The organism is Kosakonia sp., assembly GCF_032104925.1.
In the GTDB taxonomy this organism is placed as follows: domain Bacteria; phylum Pseudomonadota; class Gammaproteobacteria; order Enterobacterales; family Enterobacteriaceae; genus Kosakonia.
Genome location: NZ_DAMCGF010000002.1, coordinates 275,645 through 300,837 on the forward strand (window position 1 = coordinate 275,645; position 25,193 = coordinate 300,837).

General features: G+C 52.6%; 13 protein-coding genes. 12 read left to right on the forward strand and 1 reads right to left on the reverse strand.

What is annotated here, in order from left to right; genetic code table 11:
* Positions 1 to 17 precede the first annotated feature (17 nt).
* The 4 genes from RT644_RS04455 (at position 18) to RT644_RS04470 (ending at position 8,094) form a co-directional block, all read left to right on the forward strand.
* Entirely contained in the window at positions 18 to 185 is a 168-nt protein-coding gene (locus RT644_RS04455) for a hypothetical protein (RefSeq protein WP_020455223.1), read from the forward strand.
* Between the two features lie 422 nt (positions 186 to 607).
* The gene (locus RT644_RS04460; protein WP_313625937.1) at positions 608 to 2,164 is read left to right on the forward strand and encodes an MFS transporter; all 1,557 of its coding nucleotides are present in this window, start codon (positions 608 to 610) and stop codon (positions 2,162 to 2,164) included.
* A gap of 451 nt (positions 2,165 to 2,615) precedes the next feature.
* Complete coding sequence (pstS, locus tag RT644_RS04465) at positions 2,616 to 3,647, forward strand: phosphate ABC transporter substrate-binding protein PstS (RefSeq protein WP_373964313.1); 1,032 nt, start codon at positions 2,616 to 2,618, stop codon at positions 3,645 to 3,647.
* 682 nt (positions 3,648 to 4,329) lie between these two features.
* Positions 4,330 to 8,094 (forward strand): filamentous hemagglutinin N-terminal domain-containing protein, encoded by a 3,765-nt coding sequence (locus RT644_RS04470; protein WP_409521831.1) that lies wholly within the window; start codon positions 4,330 to 4,332, stop codon positions 8,092 to 8,094.
* 62 nt (positions 8,095 to 8,156) lie between these two features.
* On the opposite strand, the gene RT644_RS04475 is transcribed toward RT644_RS04470, so the two are convergent.
* Positions 8,157 to 8,870: a 4'-phosphopantetheinyl transferase gene (locus RT644_RS04475; protein WP_313625942.1), complete on the reverse strand. Its 714-nt coding sequence runs from the start codon at positions 8,868 to 8,870 to the stop codon at positions 8,157 to 8,159.
* A gap of 810 nt (positions 8,871 to 9,680) precedes the next feature.
* Between RT644_RS04475 and RT644_RS04480 the strand changes: the two genes are divergently transcribed.
* The 8 genes from RT644_RS04480 (at position 9,681) to hcp (ending at position 25,156) form a co-directional block, all read left to right on the forward strand.
* Entirely contained in the window at positions 9,681 to 17,744 is an 8,064-nt protein-coding gene (locus RT644_RS04480) for a non-ribosomal peptide synthetase (protein ID WP_313625944.1), read from the forward strand.
* A 162-nt stretch (positions 17,745 to 17,906) separates the two neighbouring features.
* Entirely contained in the window at positions 17,907 to 18,539 is a 633-nt protein-coding gene (locus RT644_RS04485; protein ID WP_045512206.1) for a helix-turn-helix domain-containing protein, read from the forward strand.
* 276 nt (positions 18,540 to 18,815) lie between these two features.
* Entirely contained in the window at positions 18,816 to 19,313 is a 498-nt protein-coding gene (tssB, locus tag RT644_RS04490) for a type VI secretion system contractile sheath small subunit (protein WP_313625948.1), read from the forward strand.
* A 32-nt stretch (positions 19,314 to 19,345) separates the two neighbouring features.
* Entirely contained in the window at positions 19,346 to 20,893 is a 1,548-nt protein-coding gene (gene tssC, locus RT644_RS04495; protein ID WP_313625950.1) for a type VI secretion system contractile sheath large subunit, read from the forward strand.
* Between the two features lie 18 nt (positions 20,894 to 20,911).
* A complete protein-coding gene (gene tssK, locus RT644_RS04500; RefSeq protein ID WP_313625952.1) occupies positions 20,912 to 22,261 on the forward strand; it encodes a type VI secretion system baseplate subunit TssK in 1,350 nt (449 codons plus the stop codon).
* Complete coding sequence (tssL, locus tag RT644_RS04505) at positions 22,258 to 22,983, forward strand: type VI secretion system protein TssL, short form (RefSeq protein ID WP_313625954.1); 726 nt, start codon at positions 22,258 to 22,260, stop codon at positions 22,981 to 22,983. The genes tssK and tssL overlap by 4 nt, the downstream gene beginning before the upstream one ends.
* Positions 22,983 to 24,650 carry an OmpA family protein gene (locus RT644_RS04510; RefSeq protein ID WP_313625956.1) on the forward strand — a complete coding sequence of 556 codons (1,668 nt, stop codon included), beginning with the start codon at positions 22,983 to 22,985 and terminating at the stop codon, positions 24,648 to 24,650. Before tssL ends, RT644_RS04510 begins: the two co-directional genes overlap by 1 nt.
* A 14-nt stretch (positions 24,651 to 24,664) precedes the next feature.
* Positions 24,665 to 25,156 (forward strand): type VI secretion system effector Hcp, encoded by a 492-nt coding sequence (hcp, locus tag RT644_RS04515; RefSeq protein WP_020455211.1) that lies wholly within the window; start codon positions 24,665 to 24,667, stop codon positions 25,154 to 25,156.
* Positions 25,157 to 25,193 lie beyond the last annotated feature (37 nt).

A 25,193-nucleotide genomic window follows, 5' to 3' on the forward strand; every position in this document is an offset into this window, starting at 1 on the left:
TGCTGGAGAACGCGCTGATGAAGACATTGCTGCAACAGTGGCTTAATCGCCTTACCCCGACGCTGCCATTACAGACAGAAGAGGGGGAATATGACTCGGGGCGCCATGTTGCGCTGCTGATCCCGTTCGGCCTGCTTTATGGTCTTGATTATCATCCTTCTGTATGGATTTACGATGAAAAATGAGCGCTTTCACCTGGTGATGCGCTATAGCTACTGGAATGAACTGTGCGCTGAAGCGTAAAACCCGTCTGATATCAGACGGGTTTTTTGTTTGCGCTGCGCAGGGTTTTCGTCACTTCACAAGTGTATTTTTTTAACTGTTCTTTCGATCCCATTTCTGACTTTTTTAGAATTTACGAAGGCGATTTTTTCTGGCTTATGCCTGAGGTCACATTTTCGACAATTCAACTTGTATGGTAGTAGACATAAATTCCCCAAGGGATATAACGTGAAGACTGCGATGTTTTCCGGTGGCAACAGGCGGCCGTTATTAGCGGAGCCGTTCTGGCACAAATAATTCTCTGTGGAGTTTTTATGTCCATGATAAATAAAGAACATTTACAGCCTGAGAGGCTTATAAAGCTGAGCAGTTGCGGGGGGTGGCTATGACCCGTAAAAACAGAAAAGTGACGATTCCTGTCAGCATTGGTTATGGCATGACAGACATAATGGGCGGTGGCGCTTTTACGGTAATTGGTGCCTGGCTGCTATTTTATTACACCACCTTTGTCGGTTTATCACCGATTCAGGCAGCGTCCATTGTCGCGATTGCAAGGATTGTTGATGCTATCGTGAGCCTGTTTATGGGCAGTTTTACCGATCATTTTTATAAGAACTTTTTAGGCAAGAAATTTGGCCGCCGCCGTTTCTTTTTACTTATCGGCGCGCCGCTGATGCTGGTTTATATTTTGTTATGGCTTAATGGCATGAATTTTTGGTTTTATCTTGCCGTTTACCTGGCGTTTGAAATTATTGCTGCCATGGTCTTAATCCCGTGGGAAACATTGCCCTCGGAAATGACCAAAGATTTTAACGATCGCACCAAGCTTTCCACTTGCCGCATGTTTCTTTCTGCGTCCGGCACGTTTCTCGCGACCTTTATCCCCGGTGTGCTAATTGGCTGGCTGGGTGAAAAAAACGCAGATGCTTATTTGATTAACGGTGTGGTCTTTGCTGTGTTGTTTATGGTCTGTGTATTTATTTCCTGGAAAGTAAGCTGGGAGCGCGAAATAACACCAGAAATGATGCAGGAGATGGAGAAAAAACGTCAAACTGGCAATGCGGCGCAAACACTCACCGGCGTGATTAAGTTATTTAAGGATTATGCCTCGACGCTGAAAATTCGTGCGTTCCGCAAGCATCTGGCTATTTATCTTTTCTCTTTCACGGCGAAAGACATTTATAACACGGTGTTTGTCTTTTTCTGTGTCTATTGTTTGCATGTCTCGTCTTCTCTGGCAGGAACCTTGCTGTCAATGAGCATCGTCGGGCTGCCGGTAACGCTCGCCGCGGGCTTCGCCATTATTAAATATGGCCCATCCCGGCTTTATGTTTTTGCCTACAGCATGATGTTGCTGTGCCTGGGCGGTTTCTTCCTGGTGTATCAATTCCCCCCGGAAAACAAAGTGGTGCTGCTGGTGATCCTTGCCGGGTTTTACCAGGTTGGGCGCTGCGTTCTGGAATTCACGCCGTGGAACGTGTTCCCGTTTATTCCGGACATTGACGAAATGGTTACGCGTCAACGCCGCGAAGGGCTATTTGCTGCCGTGATGACGTTTTCACGTAAAACTACGGTAGCAATTGCAACCTTTGCCGTGGGGTTACTATTGCAGAGCGGCGGTTTTGTGAAAGGCAGTCTGCAACAGCCTCAGGAAGCAATCACTACCATTGTGATGCTGCTGTTTATCGGCACCGCCGGGCTTCTGCTGGTGGCAATGTGGCAAGCGCTGACCTTCCATCTAAATAAGCGCACGCACCGTATTTTTGTCGATGAACTTGACCGCCTGAAAGCTAACGGAAATAAACTGAGTGTGACGCCTGAAGCACGTAAAGTTGTCGAAGATTTGACAGGTTACCGTTACGACACGCTTTGGACTGATGCAACAGTAGACGGTGAGGTGATATCCACTGCCGGATTAAGTAAAAGTTATATGCCGAAATAAGATTAATTTTTCGCTATATATCGTGCTGATGCCTTTAAAAACGGATTGGCTATTTTTCAAAGTCATTCATTGATGAAGCAATATCGTTTTGAGTCAGCGGAAAATTCTCGGTGCGAGTAATTTAGCGTGTAGAAAAAATAACTTACATAATGTTGCATATCTGTCATGTGAGGGCTGCGGTTTTCGTGTTTAATAGCCGTGGCTACTGTAACTCAGTGCGTTCCTTCAGAGCGCGCAGAGTTGCAAATTTTAACCGTTAGGTTAATTCATCTTTTATAAGGTTTGCTTAGACCTCCCGATTGCGATCCGGAGGTCTTTTTTTGCTTGTTGTGCCGCCTTTTTTTATTTTTCACGGTTGACACAAAATTGTCATAAATTCGCTCTATGCTGCCGTGGCTCTTAATATTATTCAAAAATTTAATCACTATTTCGATTCGGAGAGACTATGGCAATGCTTAATGCGTCAGTTCGCCTGATGGCTGCTGCTCTTGCACTTTCTACGACTACTGTTTTCGCGGCAACGAATGTGACGGGTGCTGGTGGTACTTTCCCGGCGCCTGTGTATGCAAAATGGGCGGCTGAATACCAAAAACAGACAGGATCTCAGGTGAACTACCAGGGGATCGGTTCTTCCGGTGGCATAAAACAGATTATTGCGAAAACCGTGGATTTCGGCGCTTCCGATGCCCCGATGAGTGATGATGATCTGGCGAAAAATGGCCTGTTTCAGTTCCCGACCGTCATTGGCGGCGTGGTGCTGGCGGTTAATATCCCTGGCGTAAAATCCGGCGAACTGACGCTGGACGGTAAAACGCTTGGCGATATTTATCTGGGCACCGTTAAAAAGTGGAACGACCCGGAAATCACCAAACTGAACCCGAAAGTCAAACTGCCGGATACGAATATTAACGTGGTGCGCCGCGCAGATGGTTCCGGCACCTCTTTTGTTTTCACCAGCTATTTATCAAAAGTGAATGCTGACTGGGCAAGCAAAGTGGGTAAAGGCTCAACGGTGAACTGGCCGGTTGGCTTAGGCGGCAAAGGTAACGATGGTGTTGCCGCGTTTGTGCAGCGTCTGCCGGGCTCCATTGGCTATGTTGAATACGCCTACGCTAAGCAGAACAACCTGACCTGGACAAAGCTGTTTGACGCCGATGGCAAAGTGGTTGAGCCGTCGCAGCAGAGTTTCAGCAACAGCGCCAAAGGGGCAGACTGGAGCAAATCGTTCGCTCAGGATCTCACTTTCCAGAAAGGCAAAGATGCATGGCCGATTTCGTCCACTACTTTTATCCTGGTGTATAAAAAACAGGATGATGCAGCGAAAGGCGCCGAAGTGCTGAAATTCTTCGACTGGTCTTACAAAAATGGCAACACCATCGCCAGCGATCTGGATTACGCGCCGCTGCCGGATTCCGTTACCGCTCAGGTTCGCGCCGCATGGAAAGCCAATGTACAGGACGCTTCTGGTAAGCCGCTGTTCTAATCTCACTATCTCTTAAAAATAAACCCGGTACGCTACCGGGTTTTTTGTTATTAGTCCGCAGCTATTTTCTTACGCAACGTTGTTTATTTTATTAAGTTAATCGATCAAGGGTTGTATTAAGGAGGTTAATAATATTGGCGTTCTTATATTGGCTTAAAAGACAGTTCTGTATCGATATTTCCATTCTCTTAATGCTTTTAAAAATATTCTAAATGATGCGCGTTGAATGTTTATTTATCACCCGACACGCTAGCTGAATCCTCTGATTTTGAAGTGTCGTGTATTGTTCTTGTTCTCAACCCCTGTTATTTTCTCACGCGGCCTTGTTTTATTCCCCTGCTTGCGGGTACTGTTCTATTCAATCCTGATGCTTTTGCTTTCACAGGCTTTATAGAAATTCAGATTTCTTGCGAGGTGCCAGGTTCCCACTTTTATTCCGAACTGGTATCCATAGTGTTGTTTACCGGTGAATTTGTTCGAATAAATAAAATACAATCCTGGTTCATGAAGCAAGGTCGAGAACGTTTTATTTGAAATTGGTTCTGAAAGTTAATTAAAGGGAAGCAAAAGCGTGATTAATCCGGAAAAGAAAGTTCAACGCCTTGTGAGAACTCAGTTGGCCCCGTTGACGGTTGCAATGATATTGGCATTACCTGCTGCCGCGCATTCCGCTGGTTTAAATATGAAAAATGGTACGCTATATAATGCGAATGGCGTGCCGGTCGTGGATATTAATAAACCTAACAGCAACGGCCTGTCACATAATGTCTGGGACAACCTGAACGTCGATAAAAATGGTGTTATTTTTAATAACAGCGGTTCAGCATCCAATACAGTATTGGGCGGTACCATCCAGGGTAACAGCAATCTGACATCCGGGTCGGCAAAAGTTATTCTCAATGAAGTCACCTCCAAAAATGCATCGACGATCAACGGCATGATGGAAGTGGCGGGCGATAAAGCCGCGTTGATTATCGCCAACCCCAATGGCATTACGGTTAATGGTGGCGGTACGATCAATAGCGATAAACTCACGCTGACCACCGGTACGCCAGATATTCAGAACGACAAACTCGCGGGTTATTCCGTAAACGGCGGTACCATTACTATCAGTAAACTGGATAACGCCAGTCCAACTGAAATTCTGTCACGCAATGTAGTGCTCAGCGGGAAAGTTAACGCTGACGAACTGAATATTGTTGCGGGTAATAACTACGTTAATACAGACGGCCAGGTGACCGGCACTGTCACTGCGTCAGGTTCACGTAACAGCTATAGCGTTGACGTTGCGCAAGTTGGCGGTATGTACGCGAACAAAATTAATCTTATCAGTACCGAAAGCGGCGTCGGTGTGCGTAACCAGGGGGTTATTGCCGGTGGTACTGGCGGCATCAGCATTGATGCCAATGGCCAGCTACTGAACAGTAATGCGCAGATTCAATCGGTCGGTTCAACAAAGATTAATACCAACGGCAAGTTGGATAACACTACGGGCGTTATTACTTCTGCTGGTGCTATTTATCTCGATACCAATAAGAACGCAATTGTTAATGCCCGTTCAGGTACGATTTCCACTACGGCAGATATCTACGTTAATAGCGGCGCATTTGATAACACCAACGGCAAAATTGCCGCCAGCGGTATGCTGGCCGTCGATACCAATAACAATACCTTTACCAATGCCGGTAAAGGGAACAATGTCGGCATTGAAGCGGGGATTGTCACCTTAAAAACCGGTACGTTAAATAACAGTAACGGCCAGATACATGGTGGCTATCTGGGGCTGGATACCGGTGCGATTAACAACAATAGCGGTATTCTGGAAACATCAGGCGACATGGATATTGCCAGCCTTGGCAACATCGATAACAACAAAGGCTTAATCCGCTCTGCTGGCGGCCATATCAAAATCGCTGCCGGTGGCGCTGTTAACAACAGTAGCACCAAAACAGCGGATACCGTCAGTTCCGACTCCTTAGGCATCGCGGGCGATACCAGTGTGGAGATCAATGCTAATAGCATCAATAACAGCGGTGGTCAGATCGCATCAAATGGCGATGTTTCGCTAAACAGCAAGGGGCTGGTCAATAACGATTCCGGCAATCTTCTTTCCAATAGCAAAGTGATTGTGAAGGGCGACTCCTATCGTAATGACTACGGTGGCATCGGCGGCAAGAAAGGCGTGGAGGTCTCGGTCAACGGTAACCTGAGCAACTATGTTGGCGTTGTGAGTGCGGAAGAAGGTGATATCTCACTGAGTGCGAATGCGGTAGATACTCACGGCGGTTTCATGTTGGGGCAAAATATCGCCATCGACGCGAAAGCCGGAGTAAACGCCACCCGCTCACTGGTATTAGCCAGTAAAAAACTGACCATCCATGCAGGCGGGAATGTTGATAACCGCGATGGTAATAGCTTTGGCAATGACTTTGGCGTCTATTTCGGCATGCCGCAACAGATCGGTGGCTTGATCGGTAAAGGCGGCGTTGAGATTTCCGGGCAGAATATTTACAACAACAACAGCCGCATCATTGCAGAAAATGGAGCAATGAGCCTGCAGGCGAAAGGGAACATTGATAACACGCGTGCGCTGATGGTCAGCGGGGCTGATACCGCCATTAAAACTGGCGGGGCTTTCTACAATAACTACGCAACGATTTACAGTGGAGGCAACCTCACACTCGATACCGTTTCCCTGGAAAACTACAGCAACGGTACGCTTATCGATAATAACGCCACAGGTTTTATCACCTCAGATAAAGATATTACGCTGAATGTCGACAACAATTTCACTAACTACGGCTGGATCAGTGGTAAAGGCGCAGTGGCGCTGAATGTTGTGAAAGGGGCGTTTTATAACCGCAATACCATTGCCGCTGATAAGTCACTTGCGATCAGTGCCCTGAACGGTATTGAGAACGTTAAAGATATCTCCGCAGGTGGCAGCCTGACGCTGGATTCGCAGCGTCATGTGACAAATAACAACAACAGCAATATGGTCGGTAACGGGATAACGATTAACGCGGTAAACGATATTAATAACCGCGGTAATATTGTTAGCGATGGCGATATTAGCGTTGTGACCAAAGGTAATCTGTATAACTATCTCTATATGCTGGGTGCTGGTGATATTTCTATTACCGCAAACAACGTTACCAACAATAATTCCCTTATTGAGGCTGGAGGTGATCTGACAATTACCTCTAATAGTAATGTAGGTAATAACCGCGGTACGCTGCGCTCCCTGACGGGTGATGTAAATGTGACGGCAAAAGGAACGGTTGATAACTATAGCGGTAAGATTATCTCTGCTGGCGATGTCGGAATTAGCGGGAACTGGTTACGTAATGATTATGGACAGATTGCTGGCGGTACAAATATTGACCTTATCATGGCGGGCAATTTCGATAACTACCGGGGTTCAGTAACCTCGTTGGTGGGTGATATCAAGCTGGTTGCTAACTCGGTGGATAATAACAACGGGTTAATCGCAGGTGAGAACATCTCCATTGATTCCCGATCAAGTGTCTATAACAACACGGCGCTGATTGCGGCAAATAAGTCACTCACCATCAATGCTGCCGGCAGTATCGAAAACCGTGATGGCAATAACTTTGGCCGTAGCAACAGTGAGTATTTCGGCGTAGCGAGTGATGTGGGCGGTATGGTTGGTAAAGCTGGAATTTCGCTTTCCGGGCAGAACATCTACAACAACAACAGCAGCATGATTGCCGAAAACGGTCCGTTGAGTCTGTTGTCCAGAGGAACGTTTGATAATACCCGAGCGATGCTAATGAGTGGAGCCAATGCCCTGATTAAGGTCGCCGGTACTTTCTACAATAACTATGCAATGACCTACAGTGCAGGCAATCTTGATATCAGCGCCGCTTCGCTGCAAAACTACAGCAACGGTAAGCTGGAAGATGGAACAGCGACAGGCGTTATCGCTTCGGATAAGAACCTGAACCTGAGCGTGGATAACAGCACTACCAACTATGGCTGGATCAGCGGTAAAGGCGATGTGAATTTCAGCGTGCTGAAAGGTGTGCTGTATAACCGCAACACCATCGCCGCTGATCACGCGCTGGCGATTAATGCCCTGAACGGTATCGAGAACTTCAAAGATATCCTGGCGGGAACCAGCCTTACCCTCACTACCCAACGGCATGTTACCAACAACAGCAACAGTAATATGCTTGGGCAAAGCATTGGGATTAATGCGGTAAACGATATTAATAACCGAGGCAATATAGTCAGCGATTATGCATTAACCGTGAAAACAGACGGTAACGTGTATAACTATCTCAATATGCTGAGTTATGGCACCGCGAAAGTGACCGCAAATAAAGTCACCAACAGCGGTAAAGACGCGGTTCTGGGCGGTTTTTACGGCCTTGATCTCGAATCGAATACGCTCACCAATACCGGCACCATTGTGGGTCTGTAAGTCGTAACAAAAGGCAGCGGCAATCGCTGCTGCCTTTCCAGATTTGATACCCGGCCACTGCCTTACGCGATCAGCGTAATCACACGATTTTCCCCGATAAGATACAGACTAGTAAACTGGCATCCTTGTCTGCGCTCAGGCGTCAGCGGCTGCGTTAGCTCAAGGGTAATGCTATGTACCGAAGTATCGATACGACAGATTCGCGCCGCTTCAAAACCGAAAAAACGTTTCACCTCAGGATAGAGCGCCTTAAACAGACTCTCTTTGGCGGAAAACAGTATCAGCAACGCCGTTTCATACGCTAAGCCACAGGCGGCAAGTAATCGCCGTTCCTCAGGGCTGGTGAACATCTCCGCCGTCTCCCTCATGGTCTTTGCGTCGAACATTTCAATATCAATGCCTGGCGTTAAGCCTGCGTTACGGGGCGCAATAATCGCAATAGCGTGACCACTGGTATGAGAAAGGCTGCCGCACCAGCCCGCAGGCCAGACGGGCTCCCGGCCTGAAGACGTACCCACATGACCATCACAGCCAGCATTTTGTAATAATTGTCCGGCGGCATAGCGAGCCGCAAGGTACTCCGCGCGCCGTTTTACTACCGCTTTATCAAGCACCGAAGGAAAAGGGATGCCATATTCGCTAAAAAGCGCATCCCGGTAAGAGGCCGCGTCGAATGTGACCTTACAGTAAGCTATTGCAGGGAATTGCGTGATGCACCCAGTTTCTGACTGCATCACGAAAGCAGAAGAGGAATGACGTAGTTGTGGGGTAAACATATTTATCTATCATTAAGTTAACGAGTAAGTACATCGGTAAACATGTTGTCAGCAAACGCAATCAGTGTACCGCAGGTGGTGTCGTCGTCACCTATTTCTTTCGTAACAGGAATGCGATGGTGGAGAATCATCTTGAGGAAATCGCACTATTACCATTCATCAACATCAAGGCTTTCTTTTATATTGTGGTTTATCTATCCATTACATGAATAATTGTGCGGAATAATAAAATAAACTCTTCTCGGAATTTTTCGTTGCAGCGATAAACGTAAATGTGAAACGGTTTTTTTGTCAAATTAAAAATAATAACATCTTTATTATCAAGCGTATGGTGCTGTATATATCAATGAAGTGCTGTCAAGGTGATATATTTTCTTGCCATAAAGACGCAAAAGGTATTTATTATTGTTAACTGCAAAAGTTATTACTCGCTGCAGATCGTTTAATCTCAAGGGAATAACGCCATGAGTGAGCGGATGGGACTGATTTATGGTGTATTTTATATGATGTCAATCTTACGTAATGATTTCCCCCGGTATTATTACGTGCTTTTTTAAAATGGCTATATCTGGTGTTAAGAGTGGACGGTTGCACTAATTGATAGGATTGTCGTTAAGACACATTCAGTTTTACCTCATATGGTTCACGGCGTTGACGACAAAGCATCCAGGGGGACAGTGGATAATTAGCCGTTCATTTAAGGATAAAACATTCATCAGGAATATTATTTGATGGCGCCCTGCTTTGCAGAAATAAGTGTGCTGTCAATTAATTACGACGATTTGGCTTTCATTAATTAGGTTGGAATATATGGACATATCTCCCAATAATAGATTTTTAGACAGTGCATGGGTGGCGGAAGAGTGTACAGTGTTTCCAGCGTCGCCATTTCCATTGAGTTCAGATCAGCAAGCGATTTGGTTCGCTCAGACGCTGAATCCTGAATTAACAAATTACAATATAGGGAGCGTGATGATCATTGATGGCAATATCGTTCCCGATATCATAGTTAAAGCGTTTGATTCCGTCATTAAGCGGCATGATGTATTTCGTCTGCGTATGGTTGCCGGTACGTCGCCAGCACAATATTTTGACTCTTCCGCTTTGCCATTAATGGAATTTAAGGATTTTTCGACAACGGATAATCCAATAAATGAAGCTGAACAGTATGTGAATTTAAACTTTACGCAGCCATTTAATTTGGCTGAAAGGTTATGGCGCAGCGCATTAATCTATGCCGGCAATAACCGCTGGTATTGGCAACTGTGCTGTCATCATATTATTGCCGATGGAACGAGCCTGAGCCTGCTTAATGCAGAGTTGAGCGAAAATTATAGTCGTCTAATTCGCGGGGAGCATTTATCTGAAAGCGCATCGTTATCTTATACCGATTTTGTTGCCAGTGACGCGGCTTATCTGGGGGCGAAGCAGTGCATCAAAGACCAGGCTTTTTGGCTTGAGCGATATACGGCATTGCCGCCGCAATTATTCCAGCCTTTGGTGACGGCGCGGACTCCGGCATCATATCTGCCTGAGCCTGTAAGCTGGATGCTTGAGGAAAGCCTTTTTCAGCGCATTGAACAGGCGGCTTCTTTATATGGGTTATCCGTATTGCATTTCATGTATGCCCTTTTTGCCTGTTATTTTAAAAGAGTAAAAAACATTGATGATGTTGTTTTTGGTATCCCACTCCATAATCGAAAAAATGCCCGACAAAAAGCGGCGGTGGGAATGTATGCCTCTGTTATCCCGGTTCGCATTAGATTAACGGAGAAGGATTCCTTTTATGATGTAATGCAAAAAGCGGCCGATGAATTACGTATTTGCTATAAACACCAGCGGCTGCCGATTACGGAAATTAACCGGAGAATAAAAAAACAGCAACACACCGACAGGGCGAATGTATTTGATATGTCGTTATCCTATGAACCTTACGACGTTAACATTCATCTGGAAGGGGCGATAATACAAACCATTAAACCTCATCACCGGGCGCAATATCCTTTAGCGATAACCATTAATCAGTACGCCATCACCAGCAATAATAAACAGAGCAAATCGGTCTGCGTTGAGTTTAATTATTCCCTCGACTATTTCACACCTGCCGATATTCAGGTTATGCAATCTCGCCTTGCTGTATTACTGGAAGGCGCGTTGCAGAATGTTGATACGCCAGTGTCTCTCCTGCCGGTTTTATCGCCATATGAGCGCCAGCAACTGCTGCAGCCTGCTCATGCTATAGAAAGTGGCGCTTCTAACCTATTAGTCCACGAAATGTTTGAAGCACAAGTCCGTCGCTCGCCACAGGCTATCGCTGCCGTTTTCGAGGGGAGTTCATTAACCTATGACGCTCTGAACCGCAGGGCAAACAGGCTGGCCCATCAGCTCATCAGACTGGGTGTGCATCCGAATGACCGCGTGGCTATTTGCCTGGAGCGCGGCCTCGACATGGTGATTGGCATCCTCGGTATCCTCAAGGCGGGCGGAGCCTATGTTCCTTTGGACCCGGTCTATCCGGGCGAACGGCTGAATTACATGCTGGAAGATTCCGCCCCCGCCGCACTGGTCACCCATTCTGCTCTTGCGCAGACGCTGAATAGCGCTACTCCTGCCGTGTTAATGGATGCGCCGTTACCAGCCGTTGCTGACGAAGATGATGAGAACAATCCTGTGCCATTATCTCTCGGCCTGGCGGCGCACCATCTGGCCTACGTTATTTATACTTCCGGTTCCACAGGTCAGCCCAAAGGCGTGATGGTTGAACACCGCAATATCACCCGCCTTTTAACTGTCTGCCAGCCTGTTTTTAGCTTTAGTAGTAAAGATACCTGGTCGCTATGCCACTCTTTCTCTTTTGATTTTTCCGTTTGGGAGTTATTCGGCGCGTTATGCTCAGGCGGGCGGTTGATTGTGGTATCAACCGCATGCGCTCGCTCACCCCAGACGCTTTATGCACTGCTATGCCGTGAACAGGTTACGGTACTCAATCAAACCCCCAGCGCATTCCGCCAGTTAATTGCTGCCCAGGACTCAACTCCACACACCCTGCGTTGCATCATCTTTGGCGGCGAAGCGCTTGAAATGCGTTCTCTGGTGCCGTGGATTAACAACGCCTCAAACCGTAATACGCGGCTTATCAATATGTATGGCATCACGGAAATCACCGTGCATGCCACCTGGTATGAAATAGCGCCTTCAGACATTACCTCGCACGGTGCCAGTTTGATTGGCGGCCCGCTCTCCGATTTGCGGATCTACATTCTGGACAGTCACCGTCAACTGGTGCCGTTTGGGGTGACGGGCGAACTCTATATTGCTGGTAACGGCGTGGCGCGTGGTTACCTGAACCGGCCTGAGCTGACGGCAGAACGCTTTCTGCCGGATCCCTTCACGCCCGGCCAGCGGATGTACAGAACCGGCGATCTCGGGCGCTGGCTGCCGGACGGCAATATTGAGTTTCTCGGACGCAACGATTTCCAGGTCAAACTGCGCGGGTTCCGCATTGAGCCGGGGGAAATCAGCGCCTGCCTGACAGAATGCGACGGCGTGCGCGACGCGGTGGTGATGGCACGGGAAGACACGCCGGGCGATAAGCGGCTGGTCGCCTACCTGCTGGCAGAACCCGGCCACACGCCGGAGCCAGCCCGGCTGCGTCAGCAGCTGGCGCAGTCGCTGGCGGAGCACATGCTGCCCGCCGCGTTTGTCACGCTGGAGAGTTTCCCGCTCACCCCGAACGGCAAGCTGGATCGTCAGGCGCTGCCCGCCCCGGATCGCACGGCGGTGGTCACCCGCGGGGATGAGCCCCCGGCCGGTGAGGTGGAAACCGCGCTGGCCGCCATCTGGTGTGAGCTGCTGGGGCTGTCGCAGGTCGGGCGGCAGGACAACTTTTTCGAGCTCGGCGGCCATTCGCTGATGGTGGTGAGCCTGCTGGAGCGGCTGCGCTGCCAGGGGATGGCGCTGGATATCCGCGGGGCGTTCTCCGCCCCGGTGCTGGCTGAGATGGCACAGCGCATCACCGTCCGGGAGACGGAAGCGCCGGTTCCGCCGCCGCGTATCCCGGCGCACTGCCGGGCCATCACGCCCGGCATGCTGCCGCTGGTCAGCCTGACGCAGGCGGAGACTGATGCGGTGGTGGAGACGGTGGACGGCGGCGCGGCGAACGTGCAGGACATCTACCCGCTGTCACCGCTGCAGGAGGGCATTCTGTTCCACCATCTGCTGCAGGCGCAGGGGGATGCCTACCTGCTCAGCAGCCTGCTGGCCTTTGACTCCCGCGTGCTGCTGGAGGCGTTTCTGGCAGCGCTGCAGCAGGTGATAGACCGCCACGACATCCTGCGCAGCGCGGTGTGCTGGCAGGGCGTGTCCCGCCCGGTGCAGGTGGTCTGGCGTCAGGCCGTTCTGCCGGTGACGGCGTTTGTGCCGCAGACCGGCCAGGATGTCGCCGGACAGCTGCGGGCACAGGCCAGCCCGCACAGCCAGCGCATGGATGTCAGCCGCGCCCCGCTGTTCAGCGCCCGGACGGCGTACGACCCGGCACAGCAGCGGTGGCTGCTGGCGCTTAACTTCCATCATCTGGTCTGCGACCACATCTCCATGGCGCTGGTCTGCGATGAAATCACGCAGATTCTGGACGGGAACGCCGCCGCGCTGGCGGCGCCGGTGCCCTACCGCAACTTTATCGCCCGCACGCTGCGGGTGCCGCAGAGTGAGCATGAGGCGTGGTTCCGCGCCCGGCTGGCGGATACTGACACCCCGACCGCACCGTATGACATTGCCGACACGCGGGAAAGCGGCGGGGTGTGCGGGGAAGCGCGGCAGACGCTGGATACCGCGCTGGCGGGGCATATCCGCGCGCAGGCACGGCGGCTGGGCGTCAGCCCCGGCGTGCTGTTCCACACGGCGCTGGCGCGCCTGCTGGCGCAGCTGTGCGGACGGGATGACGTGGTGTTCGGCACCGTGCTGATGGGCCGTCTGCAGGCCGGGGACAGCGGCGAATCCGGTCCCGGCATGTTCATCAACACGCTGCCGCTGCGGGTGTCGCTGGCCGGCCAGGGCGTGCAGGAAGCGGTGCTGACCACGCGGGATGCGCTGGCGGCACTGTGTGAGCATGAACAGGCGCCGCTGGCGCTGGCGCTGCGCTGCAGCGGGGTGCCGCAGCCGCTGCCGCTGTTCAGCACGCTGCTGAATTACCGCCACAGCCCGGCGCGCAGCAATCTTGTGCGCGAGGGTATCCGGCTGCTGGAAGCGGAAGAGCGGACCAGCTACCCGCTGGCGTTCTCGGTGGATGATACCGGGGAGGGGTTCATCCTGACGGCGCAGACGGTGGCCGGCATCGACCCGCAGCGCCAGCTCGGCTACCTGCTGACCACGCTGGCGGCGCTGAGCGCGGCGCTGGCGCATGAGCCGCAGCGCCCGGTACTGAGCCTGCCCGTGCTGCCCGAAGGGGAGCGCAACCAGGTGCTGGTGGCGTTTAACGCCACGCGGGCGGCGGTGCCGGCGGAGGGGCTGGTTCACAGGCTGTTTGAGGCGCAGGTGGCGCGCACGCCGGAGGCGGTGGCGGTGGTCTGCGACGATATCACGCTCAGCTACGCTGCGCTGAACCGGCGGGCCAACCGGCTGGCGCACCGGCTGATGGCGCTGGGTGTGCGCCCGGATGACCGGGTGGCGGTGTGTCTGCCCCGCAGCGCGGATGTGCTGGTGGCGATACTGGGCATTCTGAAAGCGGGGGGCGCATATGTGCCGCTGGACCCGGCGTACCCGGCGGGGCGGCTGAACTATATGCTGGCGGATGCGTCCCCGGTGGCGCTGGTGACGCAGCGGGCGCTGGCGGATACGCGGAATACCACGCTGCCGGTGGTGCTGACGGATGCGGCGCCGGAGGACGGTGTGGCGGAACACAACCCGGAGCCGCAGGGGCTGACGGCGGAGCATCTGGCGTATGTGATTTACACCTCCGGCTCGACCGGGAAACCCAAGGGGGTGATGGTTGAGCACCGCAATGTTGTCAGCATGCAAAGCGCCATACAGGCGAGGCTGGGTATACAACATCCCTCGCGCGTGAGCATGAATGCCAGCATTGTGTTTGATGCCTCGGTGCAGAGCTGGGTGCACTTACTGTTGGGGCATACGATGGTCATCGTACCGGAGGCGGTTCGTAAAGAGGGCGGCGCGCTGTTAGCATTCTTGCGCCGTCAACGCGTTGATGTGATTGATTGCACGCCCCTTCAGTTGCAGGGGCTGATTGCCGCAGGGTTACAGAAAGCGTATGAGGGCTATCCCTGTACTGTCATTATCGGTGGCGATGCGATCCCGTTATCGGCCTGGTCGGCCATGCAAAACATTGAGCAGATCCGTTTTGTTAACGCCTATGGGCCGACGGAGTGTACCGTCAATGCCAGTATGTGCGTGGTTGATAAAACGCTGGCGACGCCGTGCATTGGCAAACCGCTCGACAACACGCAGATCTATTTCCTCGATGATCACGGTCAGCCAGTACCGCTGGGGATCTGCGGCGAGCTTTATATCGCTGGCAACGGCGTGGCACGGGGTTACCTCAACCGCCCGGAACTGACGGCAGAGCGTTTCCTGCCGGACCCGTTCACGCCCGGTCAGCGGATGTACAGAACCGGCGACCTCGGTCGCTGGCTGCCGGACGGCAATATTGAGTTCCTCGGGCGTAATGATTTCCAGGTCAAACTGCGCGGATTCCGCATCGAACCGGGGGAAATCGAGGCCTGCCTGACGGCATGCGACGGTGTGCGCGACGCGGTGGTGATTGCACGGGAAGAGGCGCCGGGCGACAAACGGCTGGTCGCTTACCTGCTGGCAGAACCCGGCCACACGCCGGAGCCTGCCCGGCTGCGTCAGCAGCTGGCGCAGTCACTGGCGGAGTACATGCTGCCCGCCGCGTACGTCACGCTGGAGAGCTTTCCGCTTACGCCGAACGGCAAGCTGGATCGTCAGGCGCTGCCCGCACCGGATCGCGCTGCGCTGGTCACCCGCGGGGATGAACCCCCGGCTGGTGAGGTGGAAAACATGCTTGCGGCTATCTGGTGTGAGCTGCTGGGGCTGTCGCAGGTCGGGCGGCATGACAACTTTTTTGAACTCGGCGGTCACTCTTTACTGGCGGTTCAGCTGTTAAACCGCATGGCAAAAACTGGTCTGGCTATCTCACTGGCGACACTCTTTGCCAGGCCATCCCTGGCGCAGCTTGCTGGCTTTATTCAGGACAGGGAAAAATCACTCGCATCACCTTTTGCCGATAATCCTGTTGTGCTGCGGGGGGAAGGTACGCAGCCGCCGCTTTTTCTGGTGCACGAGCCTTCCGGCGATCCGCTGGTCTATTCGCCGCTGGCTACGATGTTGCGGGTCGATCGCCCCGTGTATGCACTTTCGGCACTTGGTCTGCATAACGCAGAGAATCCGCCGACATCGCTGGAAGCGCTGGCCGCCTGCCATATTGAAGCCATCCGTCGCGTACAGCCGCATGGACCTTACCATCTTGCTGGCTGGTCTTTGGGCGGTGTTATCAGTTATGAAATTGCGCTGCAGTTGCAACGAAGCGGGGAAGAGATCGCCTTTATCGGCATGATTGACAGCTATCATCCGGCTGCGCATCAGAAGCGTGATGTCAGCGCGAGCAGCGAGCCGGCAGTGCGTGACGAAATGATCGTCAATTTCTTATCCATGCATGTGCCGGAGAGCGAAAGGCCGATACTGGCACAGCTGCAAAGTCCCCTTGATATGCAAGCCGTTTTTGATCTTTGCAGCGAACATAACTGGTTGCCGAAGGATATTGGCTATGAGGATCTGTTGTTACGTCTGGAAACAGTGTTGTACATCAGGCCGCTGGGGCTGCGGTATCAGCCGATTCCTGCGGATCTCACCATCAATCTTTACACGGCAAATCTGGAGGAAAGCGACGACATCTGGCGCGGCTGGCACGGCACAGTAAGCAGCGATTCGTCGCTGCATGTTATTGGTGGGACGCATTTATCGATTATGCAACCGCCGTTGCTGGCGCAACTGGCGAAGACAATGTCGGCAGACCTGCTCCCCCGATCTTCCTACCAGCCGGTGGTTGTTATGCAGGAGGGGGCCGATTGCGAAACGCCACTATTTTGCATCCCGGGTGCCGGTGCATCCGCATTCAGTTTTCTTGACGTGGTGGGACTTTTGCCTGCAACACTTCCTGTTTATGCGCTGCAGGCACGCGGGCTCACCGATGTGAAAACCATGCCGCATCTGACAATTGAAGAGACGGCACGTGACTACATCAACGCAATGCGTGAACGTCAGCCTTCCGGGCCATATCACCTTATTGGGCACTCCTTTGGCGGCTGGATAGCCTTTGAAATTGCGCTGCAATTACAGGCGAAAGGGGAGACGGTTGCCGATCTGATTATCATTGACAGCCGCTCTCCCGGGGCTAAACCGCCGGTCAGCCACCTCGGGGCAGTGATGAAATTAATCAGCATTTATAATTTGATGCTGAACCGGGAGCTGCCCATTACGGAGGACGCGCTATTAGGAATGGCGCCACAGCAGCGGCTTATCTGTTTGCATCAACTTTTGATTGAGGCGGGGGTTTACACCCGCAACACGCCACTTTCGTTGCTGGCTGGTGTTTTCCATGTGTTGTACGCAAACCTCAATACCTCCTATATTCCCCGCGCGCGTTACCAGGGGAGGTTACATAGCATTAATGCACAAGAGGCTAATGGGGCAGAGCGGGAACAGCGCGAAGCGGTGTGGCGTGAATACGCGACACAATTCACCGCCATGCTGAGCCCAGGAAATCATATGACTATGCTGACCATGCCGCACGCGGGCGCGCTTGCCGATCATATTACGACCGTGATCAGTCAGCCTTAGCCGGGCCCGTTTCTCATAACAAACCTGAACCACCTCGGATGAGGTGGTTTTTTTATTTATGCGTCTAAAAACAAAGATCCGCGCTGCCTCCTGCTTCCGGTTGTATTTGCACGCTGGTAAAGTGATTCGCGGGAAAAGGCGAGGGAACAGAGGCAGACAAAGATGAGCGGGCGCATCGACTATCAGATTGAAAAATATAGTTTCACCGCAGTTGATGAAACGCCGCGTCTGGCGCGTCAGTGGGCAGATGTCATGGACGAGTGCCGCCAGACGCAGGCCGGGGCGCAGGAACGTTTACGCATTGCACTGTTGAATGTGGATTACGTTACCAGCCTGGAGCTACCTTTTCGTTTGTTGCTGGTTCGTGCGCCGCAGCTTATTGACAGCCTGCGCGACGAGCTGCAAATCAGCCGCAAACCCGCCGTTATCAGCGGCAGCCGCTGGGGATGTACTTACAGTCTGAAAAGCGATTTAAGCGCTATCCCGGATGCCTTTAGCTACCGCTTTTCCAATCGTATTCGTCGCCTTGATCCCACCAACGTTACGGCTGCGCCGTACCAGCAAATCGCCAAAGAGGTTAAAGCCCCGCGCGAACGTCTGAAGCTGGCGCTGGAGAGGGGTCTCCAGGTCACGGCGCTTGATGCGTTATTCTGGTTTGGCATTCAGCGGCTGGCCGCCGATGTGGCGAGACTCAGAAAGAAAGGGATGAGGATCAGCACCGCAGAAACGGATGTATTCGATAGCCTGACGGGCACAACGCGGCGGGTACCGTATTATCAACTTGAACAGCGTTAAAGAAATTTTAGCGATGAATTAAAATACATTCAGGAATGCTTTCCGAAAATATTGCGCGGCTTTATTACCGGCAATAATATTATCTGGAAAGTGCTATGCGCTAATTAGCTCATCAATTAATAACTCCGAATATTAATAATTAAGTAAATTTCTTTATTTATTCCTAATCTTTAAAATTCGATGTGAAAAAATGAAACGTTTTGGTTTATTGTTGCCGTGTTATGCGCAGGGATAGTTACGCGCAAATATCACAAAGCAATAAACAGAGAGGGAACGATGAGCGATAGCTTCCAGCGGGAGATACCGAAAGCACGTATCAACCTGAAACTCGACCTGCATACGGGCGGAGCACAGAAAAAAACAGAATTACCATTGAAATTACTGGTGGCGGGTGATTTTAGTAATGGGCAGGAAACGGCGTCTTTAAGCGAACGCGTTAAAGTCAACGTTAATAAAAATAACTTTAATAGTGTTCTTTCTGATTATTCCCCAAAAGTTAACCTTGTTGTTGAAAATACCCTGGCGGGTAATGGTAGCGAAGAGAATATCAGCTTGACGTTCCGCGATATGAAAGATTTCACGCCAGAAGAGGTTGCCCGCCAAATTCCCCAGCTCAAAGCTATGTTGGCAATGCGCAATCTGCTTCGCGATCTGAAAGCGAACTTACTCGATAATCAGACTTTCCGAAAGGAATTAGAAAAAATTCTTCTTAACCCCTCTCTCAGCGCAGAACTGCGTGATGAGCTCTCCTCTCTTGCGCCCAAACAGCCATAAATGCTGGCGAAGTTTTAACAGATGAATAAGGAATGTTGATGTCTGTACAAAATGAAAGTGTCGCCACAGGCGAAAGCGTGGTTTTACAAGGCACGCAAGCGGGAGGTGTGTATGCCTCTTTATTTGAAAAAATCAATCTGAACCCGGTAACAACGCTAAGCGCGCTGGATATCTGGCAGGATGCGCAGGCGATGTCGGATGCAACAGCCGATGAGCGTCTGACCGCAGGGATGCAGGTGTTCCTGGAATGCCTGACAAAATCCGGTTCGAAAGTTGAAAAACTTGACCGCAATTTGATTGATCACCATATCGCAGAGCTGGATTACCAGATTAGCCGTCAACTGGATGCGGTGATGCACCATGAGGCGTTTCAGGCAGTAGAAAGTCTGTGGTGTGGGCTGAAATCTCTGGTGGATAAAACCGATTTTCGCCAGAACGTCAAAATCGAACTGCTCGATCTCTCCAAAGACGATCTGCGCCAGGATTTTGAAGATAGCCCCGAAATTATCCAGAGCGGTTTATACAAACACACTTATATCGATGAATATGACACGCCGGGCGGCGAGCCCATTGCCGCGCTGATTTCCGCTTACGAGTTTGATGCTTCTGCTCAGGATGTCGCTTTGCTGCGCAATATTTCGAAAGTGTCTGCTGCTGCCCACATGCCGTTTATTGGCTCTGCGGGGCCGAAATTCTTCCTCAAGGACGCGATGGCGGACGTGGCGGCGATAAAAGATATCGGCAACTACTTTGACCGCGCTGAGTACATCAAGTGGAAATCCTTTCGCGAGACGGACGACTCCCGCTATATCGGTCTGGTGATGCCGCGTGTGCTTGGCCGTCTGCCATATGGTCCTGACACCGTGCCGGTACGCAGTTTCAATTATGTGGAACAAGTGAAAGGGCCGGATCACGATAAATACCTGTGGACCAACGCCTCGTTCGCCTTTGCCGCCAATATGGTACGCAGCTTTATCAATAACGGTTGGTGTGTACAAATTCGTGGCCCGCAGGCGGGCGGTGCAGTTCAGGATCTGCCTATTCACCTTTACGACCTCGGCACGGGAAATCAGGTAAAAATCCCCTCTGAAGTGATGATCCCGGAAACGCGTGAGTTCGAGTTCGCAAATCTCGGCTTTATTCCCCTGTCGTATTACAAAAATCGTGATTACGCCTGCTTCTTCTCCGCTAACTCCACGCAGAAACCGGCGCTGTACGATACCGCTGACGCAACCGCCAATAGCCGTATCAATGCGCGCCTGCCGTATATCTTCCTGCTCTCGCGTATTGCGCATTATCTGAAGCTTATTCAGCGTGAAAACATCGGTACGACCAAAGATCGCCGATTACTGGAACTGGAGCTGAACACCTGGGTGCGCAGTCTGGTCACTGAAATGACCGATCCGGGCGACGAGCTGCAGGCTTCCCACCCGCTGCGTGATGCCAAAGTCGTGGTGGAAGATATTGACGATAACCCGGGGTTCTTCCGCGTCAAACTCTATGCCATCCCGCATTTCCAGGTCGAAGGCATGGACGTCAACCTGTCACTGGTTTCCCAGATGCCGAAGGCCAAGTCATAAGGCGAAGGAATACCAGGGATGAAGATCTATCGTCCGTTATGGAATGAAGGGGCCTTGCTGGCCCCTCAGCAGTTCCAGCAGCAGTCGGGGTGGGAATCTTTTTCCCGTGCCGGATTATCCCGGCTTTACAGCCCCTTTCCGTGGGGGGTTGAGCGAGTCGAGCTCAATGACGCCCTTCTCGCGTCTGGTCGGGTGCAGGTGCAGACCCTGCGTCTGTGGCTGCCGGATGGCACACTGGTTGACACACAAAACAGTGATTTACCGCCTGAGCCGAGAGAAGTGGCGCTGCCGGACTCCGGTCAGGTGGAGAGTGTGACCGTGCTGATTGCGCTGCCAGTGATGCAACCCGGCATTGTTAATGTCCAGATGGAAACCGTGTCTGCCGAACGTCCGCTGCGCTATCGCGAAGAGTGGGTGGCCGTTCAGGATCTATTCGGTCAGGAAGAAGAGCCAATGGCCGTGGCCCGTTTCAATCTTGCGTTCCGCTTTGATCACGAAAGTAACGATGCCTGGCAGACCTGTGCCGTAGCTCGTCTGTTGCGTGATGGGCAGGGTGGCTGGCGTCAGGATCCGGACTTTGTGCCACCGATGGCAATGTTCTCTGCAAGCAGCCTGTTACGTGAACGTCTGGTGCTGCTGAACCGCCAGTTGCGCTCCCGACGCCAGCGTCTGATGGCGATGCGTCGCGAGAGCAATGACCGCATGGCAGACTTTGCGGTTGCCGATGTCTCGCTGTTCTGGTTGCTGAATGCGCTAAATACGCATGCCCGTGTTTTGACTGAGTTCGAACGCTTCCCGGCTCGTCACCCTGAACAGGTATGGGCAGAGCTGGCGCGACTTGCCGGTAGCCTGCTGACGTTTTCGCTGGATCGCGATCTGGATGCAATCCCGGGCTATGACCATCACTCTCCGGAAAACACCTTCCCGCCGTTATTTGAACTTATCAGTGAGCTACTGGAAGCCAGTCTGCCGTCGCGCGTGGTTGCCGTGAATATGACCCGCCTGGACGAGCAAACCTGGAAAGCGGTGTTGCACGATATCCGTCTGCGCGAAGAAGCCGATTTTTACCTGTCTGTCCGTTCAAATTTGCCGGCCTGGCAGGTGGCCGAGAAATTTACCGAAATGGCCATGGCCGGTACCCCGGATGATGTGGGCCAGATTACCAGTGTGGCAATGGAAGGCATTGGTCTTATCCCGCTTACCCGTGTTCCAGCAGCACTGCCGGTGCGCCTGGAAAATCAGTACTTCGTGCTGGATATGGAGAGCCGTGCGGCGCAGGAGATGCTGGAGCAGGGCGTGTGCTTGTTCTACGTACCGTCACTGTTGGGCGAGCTTGAACTTGAACTGTTTGCGGTGCTGCGCTCATGAGAAAGGATATCGATATCGACGACCTGATGGCGGACTCCTGGCTCACCGTGTCTCAACTGCGTCACGGCGCCAGAGCGCCGGATGGCAAGGCGCTCTATAAAAACTGTTGTGCCCAGGTGGAGAGCGTACGCGAAGCGCTGGAGCACGCTGGTTACGACAGCGAGAGCATCGCGCATATTACTTATGCGCAGTGTGCCCTGCTGGATGAAGCGGTGATGAACCGTAAATCTGTGCCTGCTGGAACAGAGGCGGATTTGTCGGACTCTGAATCTGCAACAGTGGCACCGCAGAAGGCTGACATGGACGAAGGCATCAAAGCCTGGCGCGCAGCGCCGTTGCAGGCCCGTTACTTTGGCTCGCTGCGTGCGGGTGGTGCTTTATATGACCGCATTGCGGAAGTGCTGCGTCAGCCGTCACCGGTTCCTGCGGTGCTGACTTGCTACCAGCGTGTTCTTGCGTTGGGGTTCCAGGGGCAGTTTGCCTTCTCTGGTGCCAGACAGACCCAGCGAGAAGAGGTGATTGCCGCTCTTAATGAGCGCGTACCACCGCTGGAGACTAGCGTTGATCTGGTCGTACAGAAAACCGGTAAGCGCCGCTACAACATTCTGCGCTCCGTATGGTTCTGGATAATCCTGGCGGCACTTGTCACTGCACTGGTCTGGGCTGGCGGTCACCTGTGGTTGAAGGATCTTCTGCGCCAGCAATTACCGGAGTTGCGCTGATGCGAAAATCTGCACTGTCACGGGCTGCGTTTCCGGTGCTGATTTGTCTGGCCGCCGCGCTCTGGGTGATTTGGGGTTTTCTGAATTTCTCTGTGCCGGTCAACGGTGTGCTGACGCTGACAGGGAGCGTGGTGGCGCTGTTGCTGATGCGTCGCCGATACCGTCGCCAGCAGCCTGTGGGGCAGCACGTTGATGAGGGTGTTTCTCCGCCAGCCGGTTTCACCGGTCCGGTTTTACTGGTATGCGGCGATATCGACGACGAACTGTTTGTCGAGGATGTATGCCGCACCACAGCGCAGGGCTGCTATCTGAAAGTGGGGGGAACGGATCAGCTAAGCACATTTGCTGAGCGTTTACTCGCGCGTGAACCCCGTATGGCCGGGCAACTGGTGGTGATGTTCCACTGCCTGCCAGATTTGCACAAAGATGAAGGGCGACTGCGTGTTTCTCTGAAGGAACTGCGTCAGCAGATAAAGCAGCTGAAAAATCTTTCCGGCTATTTGCCACCTGTCGTGCTGGTTGGTGAGTTTTCCGGACCGGAAACACCGTGGATCGTGATTCGCGGTAAAACGCCGCTGGTCTGCCCGACGGATGAACCTGTGCAGACGCTGGAGGCGTGGCGGACTCTGCCTGAAAACGTGACCCGTCTGCCGTATCTGTCGCATGCCATTAGCTTGCTGCAACAGGTGGTGATGGATGAACTGACGAAAGCGGACAGGCTGTGTCCGGTTGTCACGCCGTTTGCGGTGGTTGTGCGCAGTGGGGCTGTCCGTACTGAGGCCGGTGCCATCTGGCCGCAGTGGTTGTTTCGCCATTCCAGGCTGTTACCCCCGGCTTCCAGCTCAATGTATCCGGCGCTGTGGCATTTTGCCGATCCGGTTTTGCCGTTACTTGCGCCTTATGCCATGCCTCTTCAGGGCGGGAAAACCGGGCGTCGTGTGGTGATGTTCCTGCTGTTTTGCATGGTCAGCGCGCTTGGTCTGTCCGTGCTACATAACCAGTCCCTTATCGGGCGGATCGCTGCCGATCTGCAGCGCTGGTACGCCATTCCGATGACGCACTATGCACCGAAAGCCCAGTCACTACAGGCCCTGCAACAGGATGCCTTGCTGCTGGAACGCTGGCAGCGCCAGGGCGAGCCGCAGCGATACGGTCTGGGACTCTATCCGGGCGAGCGTTTGTGGCTCAGCGTTCAGCAGGCCATTGATACCTGGGTTCCACCACCGCCGCCGCCAAAGTCAAAAGCGGTGCCGAAGATTATCCGCCTCGACAGCATGTCGCTATTCGACTCGGGTATGTCCGATCTTAGGCCAGGCTCTACCAAACTGCTGGTCAACTCCCTGGTAGGCATCAAAGCCAAACCCGGCTGGCTGATTGTCGTGTCCGGGCATACCGATAACACCGGCAATCCTGGGCTTAACCAGACGCTCTCCATGAAGCGCGCCGAAGCGGTACGTGACTGGATGCGCGACACCGGTGATGTGCCGGAAAGCTGTTTTGCGGTGCAGGGCTACGGTCAACGTCGCCCCATTGCAACTAATGACACCACGGAAGGCCGTGCGCTCAACCGCCGTGTCGAAATCAGTCTGGTACCGCAGGTCGATGCCTGCCAGTTACCGGGCAAACCCTCAGCGTCATCACAGGATGATGACGTTTCTCAACACTAAATGGAGTAAATCCAATGGCAATTCCCGTTTACCTTTGGCTGAAAGATGACGGCGGCGCGGACATTAAAGGGTCTGTGGACGTCCAGGATCGCGAAGGCAGCATCGAAGTCGTTGCACAGCAGCACAACCTGTACATCCCGACGGACAACAACACCGGCAAGCTGACCGGTACCCGTATCCACACCCCCTTCCTGTTTACGAAGGAAATCGATTCTTCCAGCCCGTATCTGTACAAGGCGGTGACGACCGGCCAGACCCTGAAGTCTGCTGAATTCAAGTGGTACAAAATCAACGACGCGGGTCAGGAAGTGGAGTACTTCAACACCACACTGGAAAACGTGAAAGTGGTGAAAGTGAATCCGGTGATGCACGACATCAAAGATCCTTCTTACGAGAAGCACAACCACCTCGAGCAGATCGAACTGCGCTACGAAAAAATCACCTGGACCTACAAAGACGGCAACATCATTCATTCCGATTCCTGGAACGAACGCGCCACCGCGTAAGTCGCAAGCGGACAGTCCCCCCTGTCCGCTTTCTCTT